At 70.6% G+C, this 13,693-nt stretch carries 10 protein-coding genes; 5 read left to right on the plus strand and 5 right to left on the minus strand.

Annotation, left to right across the window (positions count from 1 at the left end; genetic code table 11):
- Positions 1-18 precede the first annotated feature (18 nt).
- Positions 19-1,290, minus strand: a complete 1,272-nt coding sequence (locus ASD30_RS03540) for a class I adenylate-forming enzyme family protein (RefSeq protein WP_056676995.1) — start codon at positions 1,288-1,290, stop codon at positions 19-21.
- Between the two features lie 451 nt (positions 1,291-1,741).
- Between ASD30_RS03540 and ASD30_RS03545 the strand changes: the two genes are divergently transcribed.
- Positions 1,742-3,220, plus strand: coding sequence for a GDSL-type esterase/lipase family protein (locus tag ASD30_RS03545; RefSeq protein WP_162250911.1), 1,479 nt, complete (start codon positions 1,742-1,744; stop codon positions 3,218-3,220).
- Between the two features lie 33 nt (positions 3,221-3,253).
- Here ASD30_RS03545 and ASD30_RS03550 read toward each other — a convergent pair whose 3' ends face one another.
- Positions 3,254-5,095, minus strand: a complete 1,842-nt coding sequence (locus ASD30_RS03550; RefSeq protein WP_056677001.1) for an ABC transporter ATP-binding protein — start codon at positions 5,093-5,095, stop codon at positions 3,254-3,256.
- An 83-nt stretch (positions 5,096-5,178) separates the two neighbouring features.
- Here ASD30_RS03550 and ASD30_RS03555 point away from each other — a divergent pair, with 83 nt between their 5' ends.
- Entirely contained in the window at positions 5,179-5,592 is a 414-nt protein-coding gene (locus ASD30_RS03555) for a MarR family winged helix-turn-helix transcriptional regulator (protein ID WP_056677003.1), read from the plus strand.
- A 30-nt stretch (positions 5,593-5,622) separates the two neighbouring features.
- Entirely contained in the window at positions 5,623-6,216 is a 594-nt protein-coding gene (coaE, locus tag ASD30_RS03560) for a dephospho-CoA kinase (protein WP_056677006.1), read from the plus strand.
- Positions 6,217-6,243: 27 nt separating this feature from the next.
- Here the strand turns inward: coaE and ASD30_RS03565 are convergent, their stop codons facing one another.
- From ASD30_RS03565 to ASD30_RS03575, 3 genes are all read right to left on the minus strand, one after another.
- Positions 6,244-7,191: a sigma-70 family RNA polymerase sigma factor gene (locus tag ASD30_RS03565; RefSeq protein ID WP_056677009.1), complete on the minus strand. Its 948-nt coding sequence runs from the start codon at positions 7,189-7,191 to the stop codon at positions 6,244-6,246.
- A gap of 169 nt (positions 7,192-7,360) precedes the next feature.
- A complete protein-coding gene (locus tag ASD30_RS03570; protein WP_056677011.1) occupies positions 7,361-9,520 on the minus strand; it encodes a S9 family peptidase in 2,160 nt (719 codons plus the stop codon).
- 200 nt (positions 9,521-9,720) lie between these two features.
- Complete coding sequence (locus tag ASD30_RS03575; RefSeq protein ID WP_056677013.1) at positions 9,721-11,025, minus strand: DNA polymerase IV; 1,305 nt, start codon at positions 11,023-11,025, stop codon at positions 9,721-9,723.
- Between the two features lie 134 nt (positions 11,026-11,159).
- Here ASD30_RS03575 and ASD30_RS03580 point away from each other — a divergent pair, with 134 nt between their 5' ends.
- Together ASD30_RS03580 and ASD30_RS03585 are read left to right on the plus strand one after the other, a co-directional pair.
- Complete coding sequence (locus ASD30_RS03580) at positions 11,160-12,146, plus strand: DUF4192 domain-containing protein (RefSeq protein WP_056677016.1); 987 nt, start codon at positions 11,160-11,162, stop codon at positions 12,144-12,146.
- Between the two features lie 76 nt (positions 12,147-12,222).
- On the plus strand, positions 12,223-13,692 hold the full coding sequence (locus ASD30_RS03585) for a glutamate-cysteine ligase family protein (RefSeq protein ID WP_056677019.1): 1,470 nt from the start codon (positions 12,223-12,225) through the stop codon (positions 13,690-13,692).
- Position 13,693 lies beyond the last annotated feature (1 nt).

Here is a 13,693-nt window from a genome sequence, read left to right on the forward strand (position 1 = left end):
CGACTGCAGGCTCGAGCATCAAGGACTGCTGGTTCGTGAGAGTTCCTGGCGACGCACCTTGCCGGTGAGCGTGCGGGGGAGCTCCGGCACGAAACGGTAGTCCTTCGGTCGCTTGGGTGGTGCGAGACGCTGCCTGGCGAAGGCGTCGAGGTCGGCCGCGGTCGCCGTACCCACCACGGCGGCGACCACCCTCTGCCCCCACTGGTCGTCGGGCACTCCGAAGACGGCGATGTCGTCGACGCCCTCGAGCTCGCGCAGCGTGTTCTCGACCTCGGTCGGGTAGACGTTCACGCCGCCGGTGATGACGAGGTCCTCGCGACGCCCGTCGAGATAGAGGTAGCCCTCGTCGTCGAGGCGCCCCAGGTCCCCGACGGAGAACGCCGGGCCCTCGGGAGTCTCGCGCCAGGCCTGCGCCGTCTTCTCAGGTGAGGCGAAGTAGGTGAACCGTGCGTGGGCGGGTACGACGCACCAGATCTGGCCGTCGTCATCGACGCTCAGGGTGCGTCCCGGCCGGGCCCGCCCTACGGTGCCGGGGTGCTCGAGCCACTCCTCGCTGCGACAGGCGGTGAACTGGCCCTCCGTGGAGCCGTAGAACTCCCAGGTGGAGCCCGGAGGGAAGATCTCGATGAGCCGGTGCTTGACGGCCGGCGGGCAGGGCGCACCTGCGTGGGCGACCATCCGGAAGCTGCTCAGGTCGGGCACTCCGACGCGGTCCCAGTGGGCGAAGAGCCGCTGGAGGTGGGCAGGGACGCAGAACATCGTGGTCGGCCGCTCGTCGTCGATCGCCTGCGTGATGCGCTCGGGATCGAAGGGGCCCGGGACGACGATCCGGCCGCCGGCCAGGAGCGTTCCCATCGCGAAGCGCAGGGGTGCCGAGTGGTAGAGCGGGCTCAGCACGAGGTTCACGTCGTCGGCCGCGAACCCCCACAGGTCGCGCTCCTCGGCGAGCAGCGCGGCGGCCGCGTCGTCGGCGAGCAGTCCGCTGTGGACGCCCTTCGGCGTGCCGGTGGTGCCGCTGGTGACGTGCATCGGCCGAGCCCGGGGGAGCGCCCGCCGGGTCTCCGCGGGGAGCTGGGCCAGCAGGCGGGCCACCTGTGCCTCGTCATCGACCACGAGATGGGGCCGTACGTCGGCGAGGATCCTCTCGCGTTCAGCAGCGGTGAGTCGCGGGTCGAGGGGCACCGGGAAGACGCCGGTGGCCAACAGTCCCATCACCAGGTCGACGTACGCCGGTGAGCCGGGAACGAGCAGGGCGACCCGGGACCCCTCGTGCAGTTCGGCCTCGTCCATTCCCCCATCATCGCGGTTCCGGACCAAGGGTTCCGTTCTGGCCCGGACCCCGGGATGCCTCCGGCGACTCCCGACCCGTTGTGCCCGTACCGGCGAACGGGCACAACGGCCCGATTCCGGTCAATGTGGCGCTGAAAGCGTCCGTTGTGCCCGTTCGTCGGTACGGCCCTGGCCGTGGTGAGCGCCCTCCGGGTTCAGGCGGCCAGCGGTCATCCCGCCGCGGACCAGGCTGTGCGCGATCCGGGAACCCTCGTGACGCGCTTCATCGTCGCGGGGCCAATGCTCCTGTTCGGGCCCGAAACCCGGATGCTGCGTCTAATCTCAGCGGATGCTCGTGTTGCTCCGGTCATGCCTCGTGTTGCTGCTGATGGGACCCGGCCTGTTCCTCTCAGGAGCGTCTCCCGCAGCCTCTTCACCGAGTGACGAGGCGGAGCCCACGAGGATCCTCATCGTGGGTGACTCCGTCACGCACGGATCCTCCGGCGACTGGACCTGGCGCTATCGACTGTGGCAGCAGCTCGTTGCTTCCGGCGCGACGATCGACTTCGTGGGACCCCGCGACGACCTCCATGGACTCGGGCCCCACGGCGAAGGGTCACAGGACTACATGGACCCCGACTTCGACCGTGACCATGCGTCATTGTGGGGGCTGTCGTACGCCTTCCCCGACACGCCCATCGACCAACTGGTGGAGGCCTACCGCCCTGACGTGGTGGTCGTCATGCTCGGGGTCAACGACCTGACCTGGCTCCAGATCCCTCCCGCGGGCGTGGACCAGTTGGCGCGTGACTTCATCGCGAAGGTGCGGGCGGCCGACTCGTCGATCAGCTTGGTGGTCTCGCGGGTTCCCCAGCACTGGGTCCCGGGCGCCGTGGAGTACAACGCGATGCTCAGCGACACCGCAGCCGAACTGACGACCGAGGTGTCGCCGATCCGGGTCGCCGATGCGGACAAGGGCTTCGAGTTTCGACAGCACACCTGGGATCCGGGGCATCCGAACGCAGCGGGGGAGTACGTCCTTGCGGCGGCCGTCGAGGACGCCCTGTCAGGGCTCGGTGTCGGCTCCCCGTTCTCGCGGCCCTTCCCGGACGTCCCACTGGGGCCACGGGGAGCGCCGCCGCTGAGTGGATCGGCGGCGGACGGCTCGGTCGCACTGAGTTGGACGCTGAGCCCCCGGGCCACCAGCCAGATCGTCGAGGGGCGTGACCGGACCAACGGGACGCCGTGGCGGCAATGGGCGGAGGTCGCCGATGCCACCTCGTGGCACGGGCCAGCGGCCAACGGGCATCGGTATGAGTTCCGGCTGCGACCGGTCAAAGGCTACTGGGCGGCGGAGCCCGACATCCGGTCCAACGTCGTCACCGTGACGCCGCGACCGGCAGCGCCGGGCAGCCTGACGGTCTCCCTGTCACCGTTCGGACAGGCCTCGCTCGCGTGGACGGCAGTGTCGCGTGCCGACGCCTATCAGGTGCGTTTCCGGAAGGTGGGTGCAGTGACCTGGTCGATGCGCCCGCGCGTGACGACGCGTCGTGCAACGCTGAGCGGGCTCAGGAGCGGGGCCAGATATGAGTTCTCGGTGCGGGCCTGGCGCGACGGGATCGCCAGCACGTACCGGGCTCGAGGGCCGCTCACCACTCCGCTGCCCAGGCCGGTGCACGCGGTGCAAGCGACCTCGCCGCGTCGCGACGTCGTGGCGGTGTCAATGCGTCGGGTGCCGGAGGCGACCCGGTATCGGATCAGTGCGGCGGCCGCGCGCAACTGCCGCTCCGCGCCGACGGACTCGGCCTTCCGCATCGCACGCAGGGTGTCCACCACCTCGGCCGTGTTGACCTCTGCCGCCAGCCACCTGTGGGTCCGCGTCGTCGCGGAGCGCGGCGGCGTCGCGGGCAGGTTGGCTGCCGATTCCGCGGCGTGCGTCCGCGTGAGATGAGCCGGCACGCGCTCGGCTGAGCGGACCTGTGGATCAGGCTGCCAGCGGCTCCGCGGTCAGCCCGCCGCGGACCAGGGCGGCGTAGCGGCCACCCGCGACGAGCAGCTCGTCGTGCGTGCCGAGCTCGACCACACGACCCTTGTCGAGGACGGCGATCTGGTCGGCGTTGCGCACCGTGGAGAGGCGGTGCGCGATCGTGATCGTGGTGCGACCGATGCTGACCTCGTCGAGCGCGCCCTGGATGGCGCGTTCCGTCTCGTTGTCGAGGGCGCTGGTGGCCTCGTCGAGCACGAGGATGCGGGGGTCGCGCAGGAGCGTGCGGGCGATGGCCAGGCGCTGCTTCTCACCACCGGAGAACCGGTGGCCCCGGGCGCCGACCACGGTGTCGTAGCCCTGGGGGAGCGCGGCGATCACGTGGTGGATGCGCGCGGCCCGGCAGGCCTCCTCGATCTGCGTGTCGGTGGCGTCGGGCCGCGCGTGGAGCAGGTTGTCCTTGACCGATGCGTGCAGGAGATAGGTCTCCTGGGTGACCACGCCGACCAGTTCGGCCAGGTCGGTGAGTCGCAGGTCCCGGAGGTCGGTGCCGTCGATGCGCACGCGACCCGACGTCGGGTCGTGCAGCCGTGCCACGAGTGAGGCCAGGGTGCTCTTGCCGCTCCCGGTCTCGCCGACGAGCGCCAGCGTTGTGCCAGCGGGCACCGCCAGGTCGATGCCCTCGAGGACGGGCGCTCCGTCGTCGTACGCGAACGTGATGGCGTCGAAGGTGACGTCGCCGCGCGCCGCCTCACGCCGTACGTCGGCCGGAGCGGCCGGGTCGTCGATCTCGACGGGGAGGTCCTGGTACTCGAAGATGCGGCTGAAGAGCGCGAGCGAGGCGGTGATGTCGACGCCGACGTTGAGCAGCGCCATCAACGGCCGGAACAACGTGCCCTGCAGGGCGGTGAACGCGACCAGGGTGCCGATGGTCATGCCGCCCGACGTGGCCGGGAGCCCGGCGGCCAGGTAGATCACGGCCGGGATGGTCGCGAAGATGATGTTCATCGTGGCCATCCGCCAGCGGCCCGCGAGCCGGGAGCGGATCTCAAGGCCGACCAGGTCGTGGGAGGTCTCCTCGAAGCGGCGCGTCATCGCGGGTGCGGCGCCCAGGGTCTTGCTGAGCAGCACGCCGCTGACCGAGAGGCTCTCCTCGACCTGCACGTGCATGTCGGCCAGGCGGCGCTGGCGCTCCGCGGTGATGGTGTGGCGCATGCGGGCCACCTGGCGGGTCAGCCAGACGGCTGGCGGGAGGACCACCAGCGAGAGCAGGGCAAGTCGCCAGCTGAGTGCGGCCATCGCGACCGCCGTGCCGATCACGACCGTGACGTTGGCCGCGATCGAGGTGGCGGTCGAGGTGACCACCGACTGCATGCCGCTGATGTCGTGGGTCAGGCGTGATTGCACCTCTCCGCCGCGGGTGCGGGTGAAGAAGCCGACGGACTGGCGTTGCAGGTGGGCGAACAGGTCGGTGCGCAGTCGGTGCATGACCTGCTGTCCGACGGCGGTCGACATCCAGGTCTGCACGACGCCGATCGCGGCGCTGGCCACCGCCACGGCGACCATGCCGCCGACGCACCAGAGCAGCAGTCGAACGTCCTGGCGGGGGAGTGCAGCGTCGATGACGTGCCTGACCAGGAACGGCTGGGCCAGGCCGATCACGGAACTGGAGACGATGAGGGCGATGATGACGCCCAGGCGCGCGCGGTACGGCGTGAACAGCCGCGTGATGCGGCGCAGGGAGACAGGGGACTCGGCGAGCTGGCGACGGTCGGCCGGGTCGGGACGGGTCGAGCGGCCGCCCTTGGGGCCACCTCCGTCGGTGAGTGTGGGGGTATCCATGTGACCACCCCTTCCTTTGGTCAGTTCATATGCTGAGGTTACCTCACTATGAGCATGCCCGTCCAATCCGGTAGGGTGCGCGCATGGGTGACAACACCGGCGACCTTCTCCAGTCGACCGCGCGCTCGCTGCGCCGGCGGTTCAGCGCGGGGCTCTCCGAATGGGACCTCGCGCCGGGCCAGGCCCGGGCGCTCCGACTCATCCGCGACCTCGAGGCGCCCCGGCTGTCCGTGCTGGCCGAGCACCTGCGCATCGCCCCGCGCTCGGCCACCGAGGTGGTCGACGCCCTCGAGCGCCGGGGCCTGGTGCTGCGCTGCGCCGACCCCCACGACCGTCGGGCCACGTGCGTGACGGTCACGGACACCGGCAGCGAGACGTGTGGCCTGATCGACGACGTCCGGGCCCGTGCTGCCCGTGAGTTCCTGTCGGTGCTGCCCGCGGCGGACCGCAAGGAGCTCGACCGCCTGCTGCGCCGGCTGCTCGAGGCCAACGACTAGCAGTCGCCGGCAACGGTTAGGGTTCCGGGCATGAGGGTTGGACTGACCGGGGGAGTCGCCTCGGGGAAGAGCACCGTGTCGGCGATCCTTGCCGAGCTCGGTGCGGTGATCATCGATGCCGACGCGCTGGCGCGCGAGGTCGTCGAGCAGGGTACGCCGGGGCTCGCGGCCGTGGTCGCCGAGTTCGGGGACGGCCTGCTGACCCCGCAGGGCGACCTGGACCGGCCCGCGATGGGCCGTCTGGTGTTCGGCGACGAGGCCGCCCGCAAGCGGTTGGAGGCGATCGTGCACCCGCTGGTCTTCGAGCGCATCGTCGAGCTGGAGTCCGCGGCCGGGCCCGACGACGTCGTGGTGCACGACATCCCGCTGCTCGCCGAGAGTGGTCGTGCCGACACGTTCGACGCCGTGATCGTGGTGCACGCGCCCGCCGACGTACAGGTCGAGCGCATGGTGCGTGACCGCGGCTGGACGGAGGAGGAAGCCAAGTCACGCATCGCCGCCCAGGTCGACGCCGAGGAGCGCCTCGCGATCGCCACCCACGTCATCGACAACACCGGGACGCACGAAGACCTCCGCCATCGGGTGGCAGAGGTCCTCGCGGAGTGTGTCTCCGCAGTCGACTGAGCGGAGCTTGTCGGGGCTAGGACAGCGTCACGCGGCCAGGTCGGGGTCGGCGAAGGTGCGCAGCTTCTGCAGCGCCTCCCGCTCGAGCTGGCGCACCCGCTCGGCGGAGATGCCGTGCTTGGCACCGATGTCGGCCAGCTTGTGCTGGCGACCGTCGACCAGGCCGTAGCGCGAGCGGATGATGTCGGCGGCGCGCTCGTCGAGCTGGCCCACGAGTCGGTTGAGACGGTCGCGGCTCTCGGTGTCGAGCACCTCGAGATCGGGGCTCGGCGTGGTCTCCTGGGCCATCAGGTCGCCCAGCGAGGTGTCGCCGTCCTCGTCGACAGGTGTGTCGAGACTGACGTGGTCACGCCCCCAGCGCAGGAGGTCGATGACCCGGTCGAGGTCCATGCCGAGCTCGAGGGCGATCTCCTGCGGCTCCGGGTCGCGGCCGAGCTGGCGCTCGAGGGTGCGACGGGCACTGCCCACCTGGTTGAGCTCCTCGACGACGTGCACGGGCAGGCGTACGACGCGGGCCTGCTGGGCGATGCCACGCGTGATCGCCTGGCGCACCCACCAAGTGGCGTAGGTGGAGAACTTGTAGCCCTTCGCGTAGTCGAACTTCTCGACGGCGCGGATCAGGCCGGTGTTGCCCTCCTGGATCAGGTCGAGCATCGGCATCTGTGCCCGGCCGTACTTGCGGGCGATCGACACGACCAGGCGCAGGTTGGCGTTGATGAACGTCTGGACGGCCTTGCGGCCCTCCTCGGCGATCCATTCGAGCTCTTCCTCGGTGGCACTCTTGGGGGCGCCACCCTTGCGGCGGCCGATGCGGCCCTCCGCGAGGAGGCTCTCGGCCATCAGGCCGGCTTCGATCGTCTTGGAGAGTTCCACTTCGGTGGCTGCGTCGAGCAGCGGATTGCGGGCAATCTCGTCGAGGTAGAGCCCGACGCTGTCGCGACCCTCGATCTCGCGCATCGCGGTCCTGCTGGCCATATGAACCCCTCCTTGTTCGGTGGGGCCGTTGGGAGACCGCCCCACACATCTGATCCAACAAACCTCGACCGGGGGAGATTCCCGCCGGGGCGGACCGTTCGTGGTTACACATGGATAGACGCGTGGCGAGTTCCGAAAGTTGCCGTCTGAGCCACTTCTCAGGGACTTCTCAGGGGCCCTCAGGGAAATCCGCCGAGGGACCGGTACCCGTCTCGGCCAGGTTCATCCGGTCCAGGATCCAGGCGAGGGAGAACGCGCGGTCGGTCCACGACTTGTAGCGCCCGGAGACTCCGCCGTGGCCGGCCGACATCTCGGTGCGCAACAGGAAGTCCCGGCGGCCGGTGGCGGTGGCGCGCAGGCGGGCCACCCACTTGGCCGCCTCCACGTAGAGCACCCGGGTGTCGTTGAGGGAGGTCTCGGCCAGGATCGGCGGGTAGTCGACCGCGGCCACGTTGTCGTACGGCGAGTAGCCGCGCATGTAGTCGTAGACCGCCGGGTCAGCCTCCGGGTTGCCCCACTCCTCGTACTCCACGACGGTCAACGGGAGGGTCGAGTCGAGCATCGAGGTGAGGGCGTCCACGAACGGCACCTGGGCGACGAGCCCGGCGAAGAGCTCGGGGGCCTGGTTGGCCACGGCGCCGATCAGCAGGCCGCCGGCGCTGCCGCCCTCGGCGACGAGACGGTCGGGGCTGGTCCAGCCGTCGTCGATGAGGTGCCGGGCACAGGCGATGAAGTCGGAGAAGGTGTTCTGCTTGTGCATCAGCTTGCCGTCGTCGTACCAGTGGCGGCCCATCTCGCCGCCACCGCGCACGTGGGCGATCGCGAAGCCGGCGCCGCGGTCGAGCATCGAGAGCCGGGCGATCGAGAAGTAGGGGTCGATGGACATCTCGTAGGCGCCGTACCCGTAGAGCAGCACCGGCACCGAGCCGTCGCGGGGCGCGCCGGCGGGCACGACCAGCGAGATCGGCACGCGTACGCCGTCCGGGGCGGTGGCCCACACCCGGTGCTCCTCGTAGTGGGCGGCGTCGTAGCCGCCGAGCACCGGGGCCTGCTTGAGCAGGGTCAGCTCGCGGGTGCGCACGTCGTAGTTGTGGATCGCCGCGGGCTTGGCCATCGTCGTGTAGCCGAGGCGTACGACGGGTTGGTGGAACTCCGGGTTTCCTCCGGAGCCGATCGTGTAGACGGCGTCCTCGAAGCGCACCCGGTAGTCGTCGGAGATGCCACCCGCGTCGAGCTCCAGGATGCGCAGCTGGGTGAGTCCCTCGCTGCGCTGGTGCACCACGAGGTGGCCGGCGAACGCGTCGACGTCCTCGACCCGGACCGCCTCGTCGTGGGCGATCAAGGGCTCCCAGCCGGCCTTCGGGGTCGGCGTGACCGGGGCGCGCCCGATCTCGAAGTTGGGGCCGTTCGCGTTGTGCAGGACCAGGAAGACGTCATTGCCACCGATGACGGCGTGCTCGAGCCCGTAGTCGACGCCGTCCTCGCGCTCGGCGTACACCGCGAAGTCGGCGTCGGGGTCGGCGGTGTCGAGCACGCGGTACTCGGCCGTGGTCTTGGCCCCCGAGGCGATCATCAGGAAGCGGTCGGAGCGCGACCGGCCGATGCCGACCCAGAAACGCGGGTCCGTCTCGTGGAAGACCAGCTCGTCGTCGGCCTGGGGCGTGCCGAGGGTGTGCTTCCAGATCTTGTCGGCGCGCCAGCTCTCGTCGACGGTCGTGTAGAAGAACGCGGTGCCGTCGGGGTGCCACGTGGCGCCGCCGAGGGTGCCGGTGATCTCGTCCTCGAGGAGCTCGCGGGTGGCCAGGTCGAGGACCCGGACGGTGTAGCGCTCGTCGCCGACCACGTCGACCGCGTAGGCGAGGAGCTTCTCGTCGTTGGTCACCGACGACCCGCCGAGGGAGAAGAACTCGTGGCCGGCGGCCAGCTCGTTCAGGTCGAGCAGCACCTCTTCACCGGGCAGGGCCGGCTGGTCCGCGGCGGCGTGCTCGGCCGGGCGCGGCGGGGTCCAGTCGTCGGGGTCGGAGACGGCGATGCGGCACGAGGCGCCGTACTCCTTGCCCTCGAAGGAACGTGAGTAGTACCAGTGACCGCGCATCCGGGCCGGCACCGACAGGTCGGTCTCGAGGGTGCGGGCCTTGATCTCGTCGAAGATCGACCGTCGCAGGTCGACCAGGTGGGCGGTGCGGTCCTCGGTCCAGGCGTTCTCGGCCTCGAGGTGGGCGATGACCTCGGGGTTGTCCTTCTCGCGCAGCCACTCGTAGTCGTCGACCACGGTGTGGCCGTGGACGGTGTGCTCGGAGGGGACGCGTGCGGCGACAGGCGGTTGCATGCCCCGGACTCTAGTTCCGGTGGCCCAACACGAGATATTCCGCGGGACGTGCCGGGCTCACGGTGCCCCGCATCCCGACCGGCGGCGTTGTCCTCGACTCGACGGGACTCCGTCCCGCCTTCGCTCGTCCGCCTTGCCGGATCGCGCGCGGATGCACCGCGAGCTGATCCGGCATCCCGCGGAACATCTCGTGCAGGCACTCACTCGGGATCGGGGACGAACCGCGCCAGCGCCGGGTCGTCCACCTTGAAGCTGCGCACCGGACCGGGACCGGTCTCCGCGGTCTCGAAGCGCACCGTCACCACGCCCTTGCCCGAGCCCCACACCCAGCCGGCCCCGAACTCGTCGTGCGTGACGTCGCTGCCGGGCGCCCAGGCGCGTTGCCGGGCGGTCGGTACGTCGGGCGCCGGCTCGGGCTCCACGTCCTCGGGTTCGGGACCGAAGAGGTCGTCCTGCACCCAGTCGGCCAGGCCGGAGACACCGACACCGAGCAGGCGGACCCCGCCCGAGACGTCGAGGTCGACCAGGAGCGAGCGTGCCACCCGGCCGATGACCTGGGCGCTGTCGGTGGGGGAGGCGAGGGTGTTCGAGCGGCTCAGCGTCGTGAAGTCGTGCAGGCGCACCTTGATGGTGACGGTGCGTCCCGACATGCCTTCCTTGCGCAGTCGGTCGGCCACGTTGGCGGCCTGGCGGGTGAGCAGGCCGTCCATCAGCCGTCGATCGGTCAGGTCGTCCTCGTAGGTGCCTTCGACACTGACCGACTTGGTCTCGCGCACCGGTTCCACGGCCCGGTCGTCCATGGCCCGGGCGAGCCGCCACAGGCCGACCCCGTGGGCCTTGCCGACCAACCGCACCAGCTCGTCCTCGTTGATCCTCTCCAGCTCCGCGACCGTGTGCACGCCCGCACGTCGCAGCCGCTCGGCGGTGGCCGGGCCCACCCCGGGGATCACGCTCACGTTCATCGGCCGCAGCAGCTCCTGCTCGGTGCCGGGCGGCACCACGAAGAGCCCGTCGGGCTTGTCGAGGTCGCTGGCCACCTTGGCGATGAACTTCGACGAGCCGATGCCGACGCTCGCGGTCAGGCCGCCCGAGGCCTCACGCACCCGCTCGCGGAGCTCCTCGCCGAACGCGGTCACCGCCTCGACGTCGTACGTCGTGAGGTCGCTGGCGGCGAGATCGACGAACGCCTCGTCGATGGAGAGGGGCTCGACCAGGGGAGAGGCCTCGCGCAGCACCGCCATGATGCGCGCGGAGGTCTCGCGGTAGGCGTGGAACCGGCCGGAGAGGTACGCCGCGTGCGGGCACTTCGCCCGGGCCTCGCGGGTCGACATGGCCGACCTCACGCCGAAGGCCCGGGCCTCGTAGGACGCGGCGGCGACCACACCTCGCCCGCCGGTGCCTCCCACCACGACGGGCTTGCCGCGCAGGGACGGCTTGTCACGCTGCTCCACGGAGGCGAAGAACGCGTCGAGGTCGATGTGCAGCACCGATGCCTGCGCCCTCATGCCTCCCACTCCATGACCGGAAACCTACCGCCGGTGCGCCGCTAACCGTGCACGTGGAATTTGGTGTCGGCGTATTCCACAGGGGCATCCTCGGGGGCCGGACAGCGTCCCCGGAGCGGCGCAGCCTTGACCGCATGAAACCACCCACCACAGCCCCGACGACCCTGACCGCCCGCACCCCCGAGGACCTCCTCGCGTTGGTGCCCTACGTGCTGGGCTTCCGGCCCGAGCAGTCGATGGTGATGCTCACCTTCGGCGCAGACCAGCCGACGTTCCACGCCCGGGTCGACCTGCCCGACGCGCCCGACGACCTGGCCGACATGGTGGCCTGCCTGCTCGACCCGGTGCGGCGGCACCGGGTGCCCCGCGCGGTGCTGATCGCCTACGGCGACGATCCGGGCCCGAGTGCCGAGGCGTTGCACGCACTCGGTGCCGCCCTGGTGGCCGAGGGGGTCGACGTCGTCGAGATGCTGCGCGTCTCCGGGAACCGCTGGTACCCCATGCTGGGCGGCGCCGACGACCTGGCCGACGGCATCGTCTACGACGAGAGGAGCCATCCCTTCGCGGCGCAGGCCGTGCTCGACGGGCGGGTCACCCACGACTCGCGTGACGACCTGGTCGACTCACTGGTCGGCACCGACCTGGTGGCCATCGAGGCCGTGGAGTCCGCGATCCTCGAGGCCGCAGTCCGGCGCGGCAGGTTCGACCCGGTGGCCGAGGCCCGATGGGTGCAGCAGGTGGTGGTCACCCACATCGAGGACGAGACGCCCCTGACCGCCGCGGAGGCCGGCCGACTCGTGGTGGCCTGCCAGGACCGCGACCTGCGCGACGTGGCGTGGGGTCTGATGTCCCGCGAGACGGCCGCCGCACACGTCGACCTGTGGCGCGACCTGGTGCGCCGCACCCGCGACGACCTCCAGCTCGTGCCCGCCGCCCTGCTGGCCTTCGCGGCGTGGCTGACCGGCAGTGGCGCGCTGGCCTGGTGCGCCCTCGACCGTGCTGCCCTGATCGACCCCGACTACGGCATGGTGCGGTTGCTCGGACAGGCACTCGAGCAGGCCCTTCCGCCGGCCGCCTGGGAGCCGGTCAACGCGCTGCCCGCCCTCCTGGACGGCGCCTGACCCCTTGGGCGACTGCCGGCTCAAACCGGCCCGCCAACCACCACACGACGTCGGCCAAACCCATTACGCTGCCTGAATGGGCGAAGAAGTGGTGGCACAGGAGTTCTCCCGGGCCGATCGCACGCGCCACCGCGAGAAGGTGCGGCAGTGCCTCGACGTGTTCGCGCGGATGCTGCGCGAGGCGCGGTTCGACACCGACGACCCGATGACCGGGCTCGAGATCGAGCTGAACCTCGTCGACGAGTCCGGTGACCCGGCGCTGAAGAACGCCGAGGTGCTGGCACAGATCGCCGACGCCGACTTCCAGACCGAGCTGGGCCAGTTCAACGTCGAGATCAACGTGCCGCCACGCCACCTGCGCGACGGTGGCCTCACGGCGTACGAGCAGAACCTGCGGGTCAGCCTCAACGACGCCGAGTCGAAGGCGGCGGCGGTGGGCGCCCACATGGTGATGATCGGAATCCTGCCGACCCTCTCCGAGGGCCACATGAGCCCCTCGTCGTTGAGCAGCAACCCGCGCTACCAGCTGCTCAGCGACCAGATCCTCGCCGCCCGCGGCGAGGACATCGTGATCGACATCAACGGAGTCGAGCGCCTCAAGGCCACCGCCGACTCGATCGTCCCCGAGGCGGCCTGCACCAGCACCCAGGTGCACGTGCAGACCACGCCCGACGAGTTCGCGGCCTACTGGAACGCGTCGCAGGCAATCGCGGCGATGCAGCTCGCGGTCGGCGCCAACTCGCCGTACCTCCTCGGCAAGGAGCTGTGGCGTGAGACCCGGATCCCGTTGTTCGAGCAGGCCACCGACACGCGCAGCGAGGAGCTGAAGGCGCAGGGCGTGCGGCCCCGGGTGTGGTTCGGCGAGCGCTGGGTCACCTCGGTCTTCGACCTCTTCGAGGAGAACGTCCGCTACTTCCCGGCACTCCTGCCCGTCACCGAGGACGAGGACCCGCTGGCCGTCCTCGAGGCCGGCGGCGTCCCCGAGCTGGCCGAGCTGCGGTTGCACAACGGCACGATCTACCGCTGGAACCGGCCGGTCTACGACATCGCCGGGGGAGTGCCCCACCTGCGGGTCGAGAACCGGGTGCTCGCCGCGGGCCCCACTGTGGTGGACACGATGGCCAATGTCGCCTTCTACTTCGGGCTGGTGCGCAGCCTGGCCCACGCCGAGCGTCCGCTGTGGTCGCAGATGTCCTTCAGCGCGGCGGAGGAGAACTTCCACGCGGCCGCCCGCCAGGGCATCGAGGCGCAGGTCTACTGGCCGGGGGTCGGGCAGGTGTCGGCGTCCGAGCTGGTGCTGCGCCGGCTCCTGCCGCTGGCCCGCGAGGGACTGGCCGACTGGGGTGCCTCGACCGAGGAGTCCGACCGGCTGCTCGGCATCATCGAGCAGCGCTGCCTGATCGGCACCAACGGCTCGGAGTGGTTCGCGCAGCGCTGTGCCCGCCACGGCGCGTCGATGGACCGGGCCGACGCCCTGCGTCACACGCTGGTCGACTACCGCGAGCTGATGCACAGCAACGAGCCCGTGCACACCTGGGAGGCGTGAG

The sequence above is a fragment of the Nocardioides sp. Root140 genome, assembly GCF_001426745.1.
GTDB lineage: Bacteria > Actinomycetota > Actinomycetes > Propionibacteriales > Nocardioidaceae > Nocardioides.